The 14,773-nt window shown below is 57.1% G+C and carries 16 protein-coding genes and 1 pseudogene; 10 read left to right on the top strand and 7 right to left on the bottom strand.

Annotation, left to right across the window (positions count from 1 at the left end):
• The first annotated feature begins 757 nt into the window (after window positions 1–757).
• Window positions 758–1,138, top strand: a complete 381-nt coding sequence (locus QTL96_RS14765) for a response regulator (RefSeq protein WP_289728195.1) — start codon at window positions 758–760, stop codon at window positions 1,136–1,138.
• 795 nt (window positions 1,139–1,933) lie between these two features.
• Here the strand turns inward: QTL96_RS14765 and QTL96_RS14760 are convergent.
• Window positions 1,934–2,089, bottom strand: a complete 156-nt coding sequence (locus tag QTL96_RS14760; protein WP_289728194.1) for a hypothetical protein — start codon at window positions 2,087–2,089, stop codon at window positions 1,934–1,936.
• Window positions 2,090–2,481: 392 nt separating this feature from the next.
• On the opposite strand from QTL96_RS14760, the gene QTL96_RS14755 reads away from it, so the two are divergent.
• Window positions 2,482–4,242 (top strand): PAS domain S-box protein, encoded by a 1,761-nt coding sequence (locus QTL96_RS14755; protein WP_289728249.1) that lies wholly within the window; start codon window positions 2,482–2,484, stop codon window positions 4,240–4,242.
• A 1,036-nt stretch (window positions 4,243–5,278) separates the two neighbouring features.
• On the opposite strand, the gene QTL96_RS14750 is transcribed toward QTL96_RS14755, so the two are convergent.
• Together QTL96_RS14750 and QTL96_RS14745 are read right to left on the bottom strand one after the other, a co-directional pair.
• Window positions 5,279–6,925, bottom strand: a complete 1,647-nt coding sequence (locus QTL96_RS14750; RefSeq protein WP_289728193.1) for a Fic family protein — start codon at window positions 6,923–6,925, stop codon at window positions 5,279–5,281.
• 290 nt (window positions 6,926–7,215) lie between these two features.
• Window positions 7,216–7,371 carry a hypothetical protein gene (locus QTL96_RS14745; RefSeq protein ID WP_289728192.1) on the bottom strand — a complete coding sequence of 52 codons (156 nt, stop codon included), beginning with the start codon at window positions 7,369–7,371 and terminating at the stop codon, window positions 7,216–7,218.
• Window positions 7,372–7,501: 130 nt separating this feature from the next.
• Between QTL96_RS14745 and QTL96_RS14740 the strand changes: the two genes are divergently transcribed.
• Window positions 7,502–8,446, top strand: a complete 945-nt coding sequence (locus QTL96_RS14740) for an aromatic alcohol reductase (RefSeq protein ID WP_289728191.1) — start codon at window positions 7,502–7,504, stop codon at window positions 8,444–8,446.
• Window positions 8,447–8,591: 145 nt separating this feature from the next.
• Here QTL96_RS14740 and QTL96_RS14735 read toward each other — a convergent pair whose 3' ends face one another.
• The gene (locus QTL96_RS14735; RefSeq protein ID WP_289728190.1) at window positions 8,592–9,017 is read right to left on the bottom strand and encodes a helix-turn-helix domain-containing protein; all 426 of its coding nucleotides are present in this window, start codon (window positions 9,015–9,017) and stop codon (window positions 8,592–8,594) included.
• Between the two features lie 274 nt (window positions 9,018–9,291).
• Between QTL96_RS14735 and QTL96_RS14730 the strand changes: the two genes are divergently transcribed.
• The 4 genes and pseudogenes from QTL96_RS14730 (at window position 9,292) to QTL96_RS14710 (ending at window position 10,928) form a co-directional block, all read left to right on the top strand.
• On the top strand, window positions 9,292–9,462 hold the full coding sequence (locus QTL96_RS14730; protein WP_289728189.1) for a hypothetical protein: 171 nt from the start codon (window positions 9,292–9,294) through the stop codon (window positions 9,460–9,462).
• A 63-nt stretch (window positions 9,463–9,525) separates the two neighbouring features.
• The gene (locus tag QTL96_RS14725; RefSeq protein ID WP_289728188.1) at window positions 9,526–9,699 is read left to right on the top strand and encodes a DUF3606 domain-containing protein; all 174 of its coding nucleotides are present in this window, start codon (window positions 9,526–9,528) and stop codon (window positions 9,697–9,699) included.
• Window positions 9,700–9,702: 3 nt separating this feature from the next.
• A pseudogene (locus QTL96_RS14720) lies at window positions 9,703–10,047 on the top strand (endonuclease/exonuclease/phosphatase family protein); the annotation flags it as partial.
• A gap of 464 nt (window positions 10,048–10,511) precedes the next feature.
• On the top strand, window positions 10,512–10,928 hold the full coding sequence (locus QTL96_RS14710) for a low affinity iron permease family protein (RefSeq protein WP_289728248.1): 417 nt from the start codon (window positions 10,512–10,514) through the stop codon (window positions 10,926–10,928).
• A gap of 331 nt (window positions 10,929–11,259) precedes the next feature.
• Here the strand turns inward: QTL96_RS14710 and QTL96_RS14705 are convergent, their stop codons facing one another.
• The gene (locus tag QTL96_RS14705; RefSeq protein WP_289728187.1) at window positions 11,260–11,577 is read right to left on the bottom strand and encodes a low affinity iron permease family protein; all 318 of its coding nucleotides are present in this window, start codon (window positions 11,575–11,577) and stop codon (window positions 11,260–11,262) included.
• 278 nt (window positions 11,578–11,855) lie between these two features.
• On the opposite strand from QTL96_RS14705, the gene QTL96_RS14700 reads away from it, so the two are divergent.
• Together QTL96_RS14700 and QTL96_RS14695 are read left to right on the top strand one after the other, a co-directional pair.
• Complete coding sequence (locus QTL96_RS14700; protein WP_289728186.1) at window positions 11,856–12,032, top strand: DUF3606 domain-containing protein; 177 nt, start codon at window positions 11,856–11,858, stop codon at window positions 12,030–12,032.
• Window positions 12,029–12,316, top strand: coding sequence for a hypothetical protein (locus tag QTL96_RS14695; RefSeq protein WP_289728185.1), 288 nt, complete (start codon window positions 12,029–12,031; stop codon window positions 12,314–12,316). The genes QTL96_RS14700 and QTL96_RS14695 overlap by 4 nt, the downstream gene beginning before the upstream one ends.
• Before the next feature lie 237 nt (window positions 12,317–12,553).
• Here the strand turns inward: QTL96_RS14695 and QTL96_RS14690 are convergent, their stop codons facing one another.
• Together QTL96_RS14690 and QTL96_RS14685 are read right to left on the bottom strand one after the other, a co-directional pair.
• On the bottom strand, window positions 12,554–13,093 hold the full coding sequence (locus QTL96_RS14690) for an acyloxyacyl hydrolase (RefSeq protein ID WP_289728247.1): 540 nt from the start codon (window positions 13,091–13,093) through the stop codon (window positions 12,554–12,556).
• A gap of 774 nt (window positions 13,094–13,867) precedes the next feature.
• Window positions 13,868–14,323, bottom strand: a complete 456-nt coding sequence (locus QTL96_RS14685; RefSeq protein ID WP_289728246.1) for a hydrolase — start codon at window positions 14,321–14,323, stop codon at window positions 13,868–13,870.
• Between QTL96_RS14685 and QTL96_RS14680 the strand changes: the two genes are divergently transcribed.
• The gene (locus QTL96_RS14680; protein ID WP_289728254.1) at window positions 14,228–14,548 is read left to right on the top strand and encodes a hypothetical protein; all 321 of its coding nucleotides are present in this window, start codon (window positions 14,228–14,230) and stop codon (window positions 14,546–14,548) included. The two genes, QTL96_RS14685 and QTL96_RS14680, sit on opposite strands and share 96 nt — an antisense overlap.
• Window positions 14,549–14,773: the final 225 nt, after the last annotated feature.

Below are 14,773 nucleotides of genomic sequence, written 5' to 3'. Positions count from 1 at the left end.
GCGGGAAGTTCGAGCCGAACCAAAGATGCTCGTAAGCTCCCCGCAGAATTCAATGAGGTCTCAATGGCTCGCTGGTCGACGCTTCATACTAACGGATCGGGATGCATCCGGTGTTCGTCGCCGCAGCGCATCTAGAAGAGCAGATTTACAAAGAGGACCGATCTTCCCGTACAAGTCGTCCTAACCCCTCACTATGCCTGCGGGATGTAGACTTCGATCGTCGCGGGCGTCGGGAAAGCGATTGGTGTCGGAGCGTCAGGTCTGATGATCTGTCTTGCCGACATGCCCCGCCTGACGAGAGATCATCTCACGGTCTTTCGAAACTGTTCCTAGATGAGGGAGATGCTCATTCGGGTTCCGGAATGGTGGGGCTCCCGGTCATCAGGCCATGTTTCCTCGGCATGCCCTGCACGCTATTATGGTTTGGACGGGCGACGTTTGTGGACACGAGATATGCCCATCCTCCGAATGGGAGGCTAGCGCTCGAAAAAAGAGGATAGTCGGCTTTCCTGTCATCCGGCCGATGTCTGGCGGCCGATGCTTTCGGTGGCTGGAGGTCTGAGCAGGCATCGTCTCGTCGAGGCGAAGACCCCCGAGTTAGTACATGTCGACTTGGGATGGTCATCGGTTTCCCCTCCAAGGAAGGTGGGTGACGATCGTCCGCATTTTATTAAATATGTTGGCAAATACTCGGTCTCGAGGGGCGATCGAAATCTTGGACAAGCGAGTTAGTCTCGTGCCAACGAAGGAGACTGCCATGTATCAGCGTACGGTTCTCGTCGTCGAAGACGAATTTCTGATCAGAATGGTACTCGCCGACACCCTGGCCGACGAAGGCTATGAGGTCGTCGAAGCTGGAAGCGTCCTGGAGGCCGTGGCTGTCCTGGGGCAGCGTAAGGTCGACGCGGTCGTTACGGACGTAGACATGCCCGGAGCGCTAAACGGTCTCGATCTAGCATGGATGATTTCATCCACTCACATGGACGTGCCAGTCATCATTGCTTCGGGCGGACATAGATTATCTGCCGACGAGTTGCCAAACGACGCCATTTTTATCCCAAAGCCCTATGGGCTTGACGTTATGGCCGCAAAGGTCGGCGAACTGACCGCGCGAAGCGAGTTTCGGATGACTGCCTAGACAAGGTCTCACACCTTCCCGGGCTGGTAGACCGATTCCGGTTCGCTGTCCTAGCTGATCACCGGACAGCACATTTCTTTGCTATGCAAACACTCATGCTGTTAAAACGAGTTGTTGGGAGCCCTTCATGGCGGCGTAGACGCTTGCGCCAGCGCGGCATCGAGCGCCCTGACCGATTGGCTTCAGCCGTCCCTCTTGAAGAGCAAAGGGAGCGGTGCTGGAACTAAAGAGGCATCTTCATGTTGTCTTGCTAGCTCGTGCGAGTTGCGTATCTGACCGCATCGGCTAGGCGAAGGATCACCCTACACTCTCCGTGCATCCTTCGCCGCTGTCATTTCTTGACGCTGGAACATTTTGCAGCGGCGTGAATTCTTATCCTTGCCGAGATGGTCTCCCAAAGTCTTGCTCGGCAGGTGGAGAGCCTAAAGTCCCTCAACGCTGGTTGGCTCTCCACATTCCCGTCGCCTTGACGCATACAGCTCGCATTGCGTAAGACCGCGTTCGTTTTACCGTTGCCGGCTTTTATCGTCGCGGTTGAAAGGTGGGAACCGTTCTTTTCGCAAAAAACTTGGTGGCCGCCTCGTCGAAACATCACGTTCGACACATCAATGACTTCATCCGCCGGTTCAGCCCAATAGCCAGTTCTTCGCCCGTGTTAGCATCGACGCCCTGCCTGGAGCTGGCGAAGAGATGTCTTATCGTCGGCGTCGTGAGTATCTTGAGTGCCTTTGAGACAACCAGGCCCGTGCAGCCGCTTACGACGGACTTGTTGGAGGAACTCATCGTGGTCCCCTCCTACGACGAGGCACGATTGCCCCTCTTCTCAATGGCAAGCAAGCACGGCCGCATCGGCAAATCTTCCTCATTGGGTGTGGTGATCTCGGCGACGACATCGGCAATGGCTACCTTGGCTAACTCGGCGCGAAGCAAAGCCGCTTCATCCGGCAGCATCGTGAAGTTTTGGCACCGCACGGGGGGGCACGCTGGCGGATCTACGCCCATCGGAAGGCGGGCGCAGGGACTTTGACGGCGAGGACGAGGTCAAGCAAGCTTGTTGCGCCCGATTTTCTTGTGAGGCGGTAGCCGCCTTTCGGCCCTGGCGTCGTTGCTAGGAGGCCCGCTCCCAATATCCATGATTGATGAATGTGGCTCTACGTGTAGGTCCCACCGCAGAGGCACCTGTTTCTAACGCATAAAACCGCCTTTCTTTTGGAGGCCACCTCTTGCGATCTATCAGAAAAGACTTACTTTTTGTGCGCAGGTGAATTTGCTCAAACGTCGGAAGAGCAGGGGTGTCGGACGTAAGGCTAGAAAGGCAAAGTGTGGAAGGCGGCATCGCTCGCATGATCGAGAGCGGCGCATGGGACGACTCCATCCTGGGGCCGCAAAGTGAATGGCCTGCCTGCCTGCGATCCGCAGTCGATATCATGCTCCCGTCGCACGCGCAGATCGTGATGTTTTGGGGCGAGCAGTATGTTGCGCTCTACAATGACGCTTATGCACCCAGCATCGGCATGCGCCATCCAAGAGCTTTCGGGCGGCCTGCACAGGAGAATTGGTCCGAGCTCTGGCATGATCTGGAGCCCTTGCTCAGTCGGGTGCTGCACACAGGCGAAACTGTATCCGCCAAAGATCGGCCGTTCTACATCGAACGACACGGCCACCCAGAGAACGTCTATTTCGACATCTCCTATTCGCCTATCAGGGATGAAGGCGGCAAAGTTCGCGGTGTCTTCTGCATTGTAAGTGAGACAACCGACCGCGTTCGATCGCAGCTTGCCCTGAAGGATAGCGAAGAGCGTCTCCGAGCTCTCTTCTCTCAATCGGCCGCTGGGATCGGACAGACCGATCTCTCAGGTCGAATGGTTTTCGTCAACAGGCGCTTTACCGAAATGCTCGGCTATGAAGGCGACGAGCTGGTCGGCATCAGATTTCAGGACATTACGCATCCTGACGATCTGCCCGAGGCTGAACGACGGTTCGAGCAGCTGATCTCGGAGGGCGCAAGCTTTGACATGGAGAAGCGGTGCATTTGCAAGAATGGTGATCTCGTTTGGACGGCTATCTCGGTCTCGGCTCTCAAAGACGAGCAAGGAGCGGTCCGGCAGGTCGGCTTTATTGCTATCGACATATCGGCTAGCAAGACCGCGCAGGAGTCCGAACGACAACTCGCTTCGATAGTCGCGTCGTCAAACGATGCAATTCTTAGCATCGACATGGACATGAAGATCACGAACTGGAACGCTGCCGCAGAAAAGTTGTACGGATACTCGCGTGAGGAGGCGATCGGTCAATCTGTTCTCATGCTCGTTCCAGAAGACAGGCGAAACGAGGAATCCGAAATTCTCAGCAAGATCCGCGCAGGCGAGACTATCCATCGCTACGAGACGCAGCGACTTCGTAAGGGTGGGCGTCCGGTCGACGTTCAGCTCAGCGTGTCGCCGATCTACGACAGCAGCGGCCGTGCAATCGGTGCATCGAAGATGTCTCAGGACATCAAGGCGCGGAAAGAGGCTGAGCGCTTGCAGCGCGTGCTCATCGGTGAACTCAACCATCGGGTTAAGAACGTCTTCGCGACGGTCATGGCAATCTCGAAGCAGACCCTGGATCGCGATGGGGACGGACGCGACAGTGTAGCCTCGTTCAACGCGCGACTGATGTCGATGGCCCATGCGCATGACCTTCTGACACACAACGATTGGCAGCGTGCCGATCTCGCCGACCTGGTAGAGCAGGTCTTGAACCCCTATCCTCGTGAGAAGTTCGAGGTCGAAGGTTGCCCCGTGCTTCTCCCGCAGAAAGCCGTGGTGTCGTTCTCGCTCGCAATCCACGAGCTTGCCACGAATGCAGCAAAATATGGGGCCCTGTCTGTACCACAAGGTAGGGTCTCGATCTCCTGGACGTATTCGCAAGGCAGTGGTCGGCTGCAATTCAAGTGGGTGGAGCGGGACGGCCCTGCTGTGGAACTTCCGACCCGAAAAGGGTTCGGGAGCCGCCTCATCGAGCGGCTTCTCGCCGCCGAGATCAGCGGTCAGTCTTCCATCTCATACGATCCCAAGGGCGTCGTTTGCGAGATCGAAGCGGTTCTTGCACAAGACGTGTAGCGTCCAAATAGCAGTCTGGCACGCCGACCTGCGAACCAATCCCTAGCGCGAGGAGTGGCAACCTCCCTTTAATGAGAAACATGTTTGTAGCTTTATCGGAACTTGCTACTCGGCCCAACGTTTGAGCAGCGAGGAGGAGTTCCAATGTCCGTTCCCAACGAACCAATTGTCCCGCCCCCGTTGCCCGTGCCTGGAGACGGGAATCCAAGCGATCCCGGCCGTATTCCTGGTGAAGAGCCCCCACCCGATCCGCAACCCGATGAACCACTGGATCCGATGACCCGTACGGCAGCTAACTGACCGACGTGGGGACTGCTGTGCCACGGCGCGCGCATCCAAACGGAGGCTTTGTCATAAGCGAGCATTGGCGTGAAAACCTTCGGCTCAAGCTTGAAGACTTCGTGGACAGTTTGGTCGTACAAGGGGCCAAGGCGATCAAGCGCGAGATCGACGCGCTAGAGACGGCATGCGAACGCGGTCCAGATCCTGCCGCGGACGCTTCGAGCGTCACCGTTGAATAGCCGTCCAACGACTGACCGTTCAGCTGAAGTTGGATAGTGGCAGAGGGGGCGCTCGAGCTGTCGGCGACAGGACGAGCGGCAGATGCGCTGGAGGGACCCTCAGTCCCGAACGGCTTTCTTCAATGGTTCCGGTTTCATGTCGTCCGGAAGCAATTCCTGTAGCCGCGAATGGACCACGCCCGCACTGAACGGCTTGCCGATGAAGATCGCTCCCTTCGGCAATTCGCCATCTTCCGGCCGGATCTGACCTGATGCCACAAGAATTCTGAACCGGATGTCGAGAAATCTGCCGTTCCTGCGGGAGGTTACTCCCGTTGTCGAAGAAATCGAATCAATACGGGATCAGATATCGGATGAAGCGTGGATCTTCTTCGGGTGGCGGCCTTACGCGGAAAAGTCGGCTTTCCCGAACCCTGTATTGAGCGAACTGCGGACGGCGTTTCAGGAGGGTAGGGACGCCGCTGAAGATGCAGCAGGACGCTGCCCTGTCTTTTCGTAGCAGAGCACCCGGTCCGTCATCGCCGGCCCGGCAACGCCGCGGGGTCGTCGTCGTCCGACTGTTCCAGAGCGTCTCCGGGAACATCCATATCAAACACGTCCCTCACCATCGCTTCCGCCGCCTCGACTTCGATGTCGGTCATCTTTTCGAATTCACGGCGGCGGCGCTTCTTCGACAGGACGCCGTTGTTCTGCGAGATGAAGTTGATCAGCGAAGAGATCATCTCGTCCGGCATCTCCATGAAGCTCTGTATCCGGCCCTTCGCCTCGTCGAAGCGGGCGAGATATTCGATCTGCCTCGGCAGGTCGTGCTCGATCGTCGTCACGACGCACTCGTACAGGAACTCCGTGATTTCGGTGTAGTCTCCGAACCTATATAGATCGGCGGTCTCGTTGAGCACGCGAACGTTCTGTTTTCCCGTAGGCACCCACTCGACGAACGGCAGCAGCGGCCCCGTGAAGGCCCGGAGTTCCTCCCCGTACTCCGCCTGACGTTTCAAGAGTACCGACGAAACCGGGAATATCATGCCCGTCGGCGTATAGCCTCGTTCTGCAAGAACGTGATGGATCATGTACCGATGAAGTCGCCCGTTTCCGTCTTCGAAGGGATGAATGAAGACGAACGCGAACGCCATGACCGAAGCCTGTAGGACAGCATCGACGTCGCTCTTCGCCATCCGCTGCCCGCATTCGATTATTCCCTGAAGAAGATCGGCGATGTCCTCGTGACGGGCGCTCACATGTTCCGGGCTGGGATCGTTGTTCCAGTCACGGCCTCCGATGAACCCGCCGGCGTCGCGAAGGCCACGCTTTATGAACCGGTCCTCCTCGATGACGATGTGCTGAAGACGTACGAGTTCGTCGATGGACAGGCGCCTGCGACCCGCCTGCGCGACCGCGCGCATCCAGAGTTCCAGACGGTTGCGTGGCGGGCGCTCGCCCTCGATCTGGTACGATGCCTGACTGTCTGCCAGCAGAAGGAAGCTCGCCGCACGCGCGACGACCTGCCTGTCTATAGTGCCGACGAGCTCCTTCGCAGCGTCGCTCCAGCGATGGGCAATCGTATTCGACAGGAACTCGCTTCGTCGCAGCATCGGACAGAAGGACGGATTTCCGAGAAGATTGTCGCGAACCCGGTGTCGCGACGAGTTCATGGGCTGCGAGGTGAAGTATTCCCTCTGATCTAGAGCCTCCACGTAGTTGCCCTGCTCCGCGTCGGGAACTTGGATGCGCTCTTGCATGAGCCACTCGTAGAAGAACCAGATCCTGCGTGCCGACGCACCGGTCGGCTCCGCCTGGACGATAGACGCGATGTCGTTTGGAGAGACCTTCTGGAACAGCCTCTTGAGAATGAGGAGATCGATCTGCTCGTGCCTTAGAGCAAAACCGAGCTGGGCCGCCAGTGTCTGGTCGGGCATGTACCGTTTGTCGAAGACCGTCCATCCGTCCTGAGTTTTTCGCCCGCCTTTCACCGAAGCGTTGGCGACCGCGGACGGCTCTCGGATGGGAGCCTCGATCCCGTACATTTCAATCAGTGCTGCATATCCCACGAGTTCAGTATCTCGAGGTGCAATCCGATCCTGGAAGACGCGCGGGCTGGCAGTGTTGCTTGTCATTTTTCGCTCCCGTGCAGATATCACCGATCGATTATATGCGGCCTCCATCGCAAATATCAATTATGAAGGTCGTAAAACAGTTATTTAGCGCGCAAAAAGTCGCAAAATGATTAAATACTTTCGTCAAAAAAGTCGAAAACCATTTATTCAGGTCGTAAAACGATTAAAAAATTCGCGCTATGCCGATAAACGATTATATTCGGGCCAACCAAAACGGCTGCAGCTCTCCCAACCCAGATGGAACGTTCCGGCCGATAACCCAGTACACCCGTTAAAAGCCATATTTCGCGCGCCGGGTGGTGAAAGCTCGTTGGCCTCGTCTTTCGAAGGACTTCTTCCTATCCCTTCAAGGTCTGCGCGAATCCCAGATAGGTCGATAGTTCGCTTACCAGGAGATTGAAGCGCGCCTTCAGAAAGGCCTTCGCCTCCACGGCGGGGACGATCTCGGTCAGCTTCTCGATCTCAGCCGCCAACTGCAGAACCTTGTCGGTCATCCCGGAAGACCGATCACGGAGGGACGTTCGTCCTTCGATTTCGCTGCAGTATCATCCGTGTACCTTCTTTTCTTCGCCTCTTCGCTTTGCCAGATAGCGGCGACAACGGAATTTCGAAGGATTGAAATCGATGAACAACGCAATCTCCAACGTGAAGTCACGGAACATTCTAGTGCTTGGTGCCGGTGAACTCGGGATGCCGGTGCTACGCAACCTGGCCCGTCGCGCCAAGGATTTCGAAGGGGCGAAGATCAGCGTGTTGCTGCGCGCCAGTGCCGTGGAATCCGATGACCCGGCCAAGCAGCGCGACATCGCCGAAATCCGTGAATTGGGTATCGCAATCGTCCTGGGCGATCTGGTGAAAAGTTCGATCGACGAGCTGGCGTCCGTCTTCTCGCAGTACGACACCGTAATCGGCTGCACTGGCTACGCGGCGGGAATCAATACTCCGATGACGCTCGCCAAGGCGGCACTCCAGTCGGGCATTCCGCGCTATTTCCCCTGGCAGTTCGGTGTCGATTTCGAGGCTATCGGCCGAGGTGGTCCGCAGGACATCTTCGACGCCCAGCTCGATGTACGTGAACTCCTGCGCTCTCAAATCAAGACCGAATGGGTCATCATCTCCACCGGCATGTTCATGAGCTATCTCTTCGAACCAGAATTCGGCGTCGTCGATCTGGAGAAGAACAAGGTCAACGCGCTCGGAAGCTACGACACGGCGGTTACGGTAACGACGCCCGAAGACATCGGCGTACTCACGGCAGAAATCGTCTTCTACGAGCCGACCATTAGCAACGAGATCGTCTTCCTGGCGGGCGACACCGTCACCTATGGCGAACTTGCGGACAAGCTGGAAGAGGGCTTCAACCGACCCTTTGGCCGATCAGAATGGACCGTGCCCGTCCTAATGGACGAACTGGCAGAAGACCCCCAGAACATGATGCGCAAGTACCGGGCAGCCTTCGGTATCGGGCGCGGCATGGCATGGGACAAAGCGAGCACGTTCAACGTACGGGAAAACATCAAGGTGACCGACGTGTCCGATTGGATCGACGAGAACCTGATCGCACGGTAATGCCTTCGCTTCGGGGCGAAGCCGCCTTGCTGTGATGAGACATGGGAGAGCGCGATGTGCTCGCTCTCCCGTGTTCGTCCGCTTCTCCTGTTCTCCATACGGTCAGGGTCGCGACAACACCAGCGAAGCGTCGCGATCTGACCCCTTAAAAGGTCTGCCAGGAAGGCGTTTCGGGCTGCCGGGAATCAAATTCCTCGCGTGACTTTCGAAATTTGTCGGAATTCTCCACGACCCACGTCCACAAGGGAATCATGCGAACGAGAAGCTCCATTCCCATTTCAGTCAGTTCGTATTCTACGCGAGGCGGCATCTCGACGAGATCGTGGCGCGAGACGAGGCCATCTCTTTCAAGCTGGCGGAGCGTCCGAGTGAGCATCCGCTGCGTCACTCCGTGCATTCGCCTACCAATTTCCGCGTGCCGAAGTCTCCCATAGACGCCGAGCGTGTGTACGACGCCGAGCGACCACCTGTTTCCTGCGTGGGCGAGAACCTCGCGTCGTACCCCGTCTGCATCCTCGCGAAGGCCGTCGCAAACAGCTTGAGAATAGCTCAGCATTTCTTCTCTGGTCATCAGTCTCGCCTCGGGCATCAACCCTCTTGCTTTACCAGCCTTCGCCGGGCATTTCACCTATCGACCGCATTCTGAAGCCGTCTGCCTCATAACTTCCGCGCATGCGCCAACGCATGTTCCGCCGTCCCGGTATCGTCTTCGTCGATCTGCAGGATCGCCACGATCCGGTCAGTCGGGCCGGCATAACGGCAATGGCCGGACGAGAAGAAGGGCTTCTTGTTTCGGTCTGAAGCCTGACCACCTCAAAGGAATCCTCGAACCTGGCGCACTCTAGATGGAAGACGACGCCCTTGAAATGATCAATACCCCCGAAATCGAAATCCTGCCGCCGGTGCATGACGACACTCATCATTATTGCCCGCGTAGCTATCTCTGTTGTGGGCGCTCGCAAACCTTCCTGGACGACGACGGATGCGGCATCTGCGAAGAATGCCTCTCGCCATAGGACATGGAACTTCCTGATTCGACGCCCGTTTTCCGATGATCGAAAACATCAGGAGGAATTCGCATGGCTACCACGTCCCGAGGCAGAGCGCAGGATCGCGCGAAGGTCGCAGCCGGCCAGGACCACGAAGTCCGATACGAGTCCAAGAAGGAAGGCGTCTCGAAAGATACGGTCAAGAAGGCCGTGAAGAGTGCCGGGAATTCGCGCAAGAAGGTCGAGGCGGAAATCCGGCACTAGCCAGTGAAGCTTGCGAGCTACAACGTAAACGGCGCCAATGGCCGGCTCGAAATCCTCCTACGATGGCTGGGGGAGGCCGAGCCGGACGTCGTTTGTCTGCAGGAGCTGAAGGCACCGCAGCAGAAGTTTCCGATCAAGGCTGCGGGCTTCGGCGCGGTATGGCAGGGGCAGAAGGCCTGGAACGGCGTCGCGATCCTTGCCAAAGGGCAGGAGCCTCTTCTCACACGGAAAGGGCTTCCGGCCGAACCCGAAGACGAGCACAGCCGCTATATCGAAGCGATCGTCGATGGCATCGTCATAGGCGGCCTATACCTACCAAACGGTAATCCTTATCCAGGTCCGCAGTTCACCGAGGCATCCATGTCCAAGGCTCACGAGGACCATCTCCTCATGTCGAGAGCAGTCAGTGCGTGGTAACCGCCACTATGGCGTCGGGTGGGACGACCATGCGTCCTCATTCCTGTGCGACGCGGCAATCGAACTCTACGAAAAAGGATGCCGCTCTGCGGAATTGATGGCCGCCGCATTGATCTCGAACTACGTCGGGATAACTTGGACGCGGATAAATGCCCGATCGTCCAGCTCGATCCATTGAAATCCGGTAGGGCTCTCCCTCTTCGGGCAGCCCTCAGACGTCGTCCGTATAGCGACCAACTCCAGACGCGTAGCCCTGGAAATTTGATCCTTGATCGTAACCAATGGGCACAGATAACAGGAAAGAGCTACCTGTACGCCCTCAGACTGAAGTCCCATGCCAGGAACCGCAGTGCGCAGGCTCGCGTTTTCTTTGGCCGGGCAACAGTGAGGTTCAAATGAGCGACAACGTCGTATCCAAAGGTTTTTCCAAGTTTGCCACCACCATCGCGGATCTTTCCGGAAAGCCCGCGACCTTCGTATTTGCGGTCGCGCTCGTCATTGCATGGGCTGCGTCGGGTCCAGTCTTCGACTACAGTGAAAACTGGCAGCTGGTGATCAATACGAGCACTACAATCATCACCTTCCTGATGGTCTTTGTCCTCCAGAATTCGCAGAATCGCGATGGCAAGGCGCTACAGGCAAAGCTCGACGAATTGATCTTGAGTTCGCAGGCCCAGAACAAGTTCGTCGGCATTGAGAAGCTTGACGAGCAGGAGCTTCGCGAGATGAGCAGGAAGCTCGCGGAAAAGGCCGAATGCGTCGAAGAGGTCGCGCAGGAGAAGGCGGATGAGCGGGAGCGCAAGTCTGCCTGATTCCATCCCGGTACCAGCAACTATCGCCGGCCTTTTGGACGACGCTGTTTATTGCGGAACGCTCTTCGTCGCAACCGCGCGAATATAACGCCAAGCGTGCCGACTGTTGCTCCCGCCAGCACGCCTGAGATCGCATTCAAACCGTATAGTTGGAGGGTAATCATGGCCTCCAGTAAGAGTATGGCGCATGCAGCTGCTGTAGCGATTTCCTTGAGCATAGGTACACCCGGCAACGATGTTGGACGTGATACGGCCGGGCCGTGCCATTGGTTTGGCATCTCGCGACGTTTTGCATGGGATCGATCGCGTTTGTGTCATGGCGCTGTGATCGTCAGGGCGTCTTGTTATACGCCAGTCGCGCGAGTTCTTCAGCCTCCAGGCGCTCGACACCAATCATGTGGTTTCCTGCCTCGCTGGACCGGATGAGTTCATCGACTTTGACCTGGAGGGCCGCCATGTCCCGGTTCTGGCTGTGTTGCATGATAAGAAGAAGGAAGAGCGTCACAAGCGTGCCGGTCATCGCCGAGACAAAATGCCATTCAATCGGCCATCCAAGAATAAACCCGACTGCACACCACACGACGACGAGAGCGGCGGCTCCCGCAAGGACAAGCCGATGTCCCGCCAGCCAAACGGCGGTCTCCGACACATTGAGTGAATGCTGCTCCCATCTTCATGCCCATAAAATGGTTCCGGTGGGCAAGAGTTCCGAAGCCGGAAGCATTCGGGCTCTCAAAGAGAACCCGGCAGAAGCCGGGTTAGAGGTTAGTGGTCGTGCACAAATCGAGGATATCACGTGGCAGTAAAGTCGCAACTGCTACTTGAGTTGAGGCTAATACTGATCGCAGCTTCCTTTGAACTTCCATGTCCTCCCGGAACCTATTGAATCCTTGCGAGTTTCACGGTGATTAAAATGGGAGAAAAGAGATGGCAACGACATCAAGAGGCCGCACGCAGGATCGCGCTCGCGTCGCCGCTGGCCAGGACCACGAAGTGAAATACGAGGCCAAGAAGGAAGGGGTCTCCAAGGAGGCCGTGAAAGGTGCAGTCAAGAAGGCGGGCAACTCACGCAAGAAGGTCGAAACCGAACTCGGTAGAAAATGAGAGACATTTCGGACTTCAGCAGGCTTCCACTGCTCGAAAGGCGTGCTGTCCTGGAAGGGCTCGCGGTTACGCTCGCGGATACCGCGGAACTGGCGGCTTCCGAGGGCGAGGACGCGCTTGAGATGGTCATGCGTTCGGTTGGATTGGCGTTGCGGGAGGCGGCAGACGACTTAGCTGCTTCTGACGTCGCTCTTGCCGAGGATATTGCTGTGCGCGCGATGAGCCTGATTATGACATTCCATGCCAGGCATCCCAATTTGCTCTCGGAGCCGACGCTACACTGAGTGGCAAGCAAGGTGGCGAAGGGCGAACCTGGAGACACGCCCTTCACCTGTCACTCAAGCGCATTCAGAAACTCCCAAGCGACGGCCTATGCTAACTCAACGGCGACTGACAGCAAGACGTAGTCGTTGCAAAAGTCGTCCAAAACCGGAGGCTGGTCTGCACTCATACGCCCTGCCGAAGGCGGATGATGATCGCGCGGGGTCATTGCTCAATATCGGTTGATCAAAGCCTAAGGCTTAAAACTTGTAACCGACCTGGATCCCGGCGCGCGTCATGCCGCTATTGGGACCATCGCACAGATTGGCGTGCGAGGAGTGAGCGACCTGGGCCATGACATTCCAATGCGCGTCGAAGCGATAACCCGCACCGACATACTCATGGAACATGAAACGACAGCCGAGCTCTGGGCCGTCCTTTGCATAGTCAAGGTTGCCATTGTGCCAGACGCCGCCGAAACCTGCTTCGGCAAACACCTTTTCGTTGAAATTAACGGTCCACACTAGACCGCCGAAGATCTGCGTTGCTTCACCCGCGGTCCCTATGGACGTGCCGAGGTTGATGCGCGGGCGTGCCAGCGTCTGCTTCCAGTCGGTTGCCGCATCCTGGCCAAACGGGTCGAAGAAGACCGTGACTTCGGGGAAGACGCCATCTTCATGGCTGTGGCCGCCCTGTACGGATGCAGAAGCGCCAAAGCGCAATTCGTCGAAAATCTGTTCATCTGCACGCGCCGCCCCAGATGTGGCGAAGATGCTGGCAACCCCTGCCGCCAATAACATCGCGCTGCAACTTAATCCCATATTATTCGATGCCACAGCCACAGCCCCATCGCAAATCACCTACGAGATTGGTAGCATCCAAATCGATCCCATAAAGCGGGGAGATCGACTAAAAAGGCGGATTGTTGGCGGTGCTGCGATTTTGCAACAATCTTGACCGAGCTAGGCCATCAAGCGGTCGACTTCGGTGGCGGCACGTGAGCTCGAAGATAGATGTGATGATGCTGATCTTCTGGGGCAGGCAACCAATGACGTTGCCATGCACGATGCCGCGATATAGCTAACGCCGGGCATACAAAACGACCGTACGAAGTGGCACGAATGAGCGTGCGAACTGCTGTCGATCAGGACGCTGCGGGAATGAGCAGGATGCTCGAGAGGCTCTTTGCGGCCGGAAGGCGAACGGCGAGGGCGGACGTCGGCATTATGCGGGAAGCCTATATCTCTCACCCGTCATCTATGTGGTGCTCGCTCACCGCGGACGATAACGGCAAGCCGCTCGGATTGCAGTCGCTGATCTATGCGACTGATGGAAATCCATCGACACCCCCGGTGATTGGGGCATCATCGGCACGCATGTCAATCCGGACGCAGCAAGAAGTTGGTGTCGGGCGGACGGGCTTTCAGGTCACCGAGCGGCCGCAATCGAAGCCGGGGCTTTAGAATATTGAATCCTGTACCGAAAACGATGTCGCCCAAGCCTAGTACGAGCGCATGGTTTTCGGATCATTTCGAAGTAGTGAAGCTGCAGTCTGCAAGGTTTAGTCGGCCGCCCTATCGCCCTTCCGGTGAACGTTTTCGGGCCAGAATCTGCTGTAGCGTCACCGGGCGGAGTTCCTGTGCGTCGACGCCGACGTCGAACTGCCTAGGCAGTGGTTTCAGGCGTCCATGTGAGTGTCCGTGCAGATTGATCGATTTTTTGCCCATCTGGTTCCAGGTCCTGAAGGCATAGTGGCAGAGGATTAGGCGGTGACCGTCCGCTTTGATCTCGGCGTAATGCTGGACGCTGGCCCAACCCATGGAAGTCGTCGTCGTGCCTGGATCGTTGTTGCCGATGATCAGGTGCTTGCGACCTTTCAAGCGCGACAGCAATTCACTGCAATCTCCGGCACGTGCCGACATAACGTCCCCAAGATGCCAGACATCGTCATCTGGCCCGATTATCCTGTTCCAGCTCTCAATCAACGCGGCATCATGGGCAACCATATTGGGGAACGGGCGGCGGTCGATCCTGAGGACACGAGTGTCACCGAAATGAGTGTCGCTTGTGAAGTATATCATAAGGAAGAGATGGAGTTGATAGGCTGCGCGCCAAGTGGATGCGCGGAAGGAAAGGTGACCTTGATTCCGAAAGGCGCGAAGCGGAACCTGCCGAAGTTCGACGCGTCAAGCAGGTCATCGTTATCAGGCCCGAGTGACTGGCTCCTTATAGCGCATGACGAGGCTTCCCTTTAAACCGAAGATGGTCAAAGCGACCCCTCGACCAATCCTCGATCCATCCAAGTGGCGCACAGTCGTCAATGAGACTGCGCGCCCGACAATGACGAGACTGACAAATCCACACGCGTGCGATGACGGGCAAGATACCACAATATCGTCGCGGACATTGCTCTCAGTCTGTTGGACCACAGCACCTCTGGGCCGTCTTCGGAGGGCATTCCGCTGTCCCACGCTTTTCAC

It is taken from the genome of Rhizobium sp. S163 (genome assembly GCF_030380805.1).
Taxonomy (GTDB): domain Bacteria; phylum Pseudomonadota; class Alphaproteobacteria; order Rhizobiales; family Rhizobiaceae; genus Rhizobium.
The sequence above is the reverse complement of the archived record's forward strand: the minus strand, read 5'-3'. Positions and strand labels throughout refer to the sequence as shown.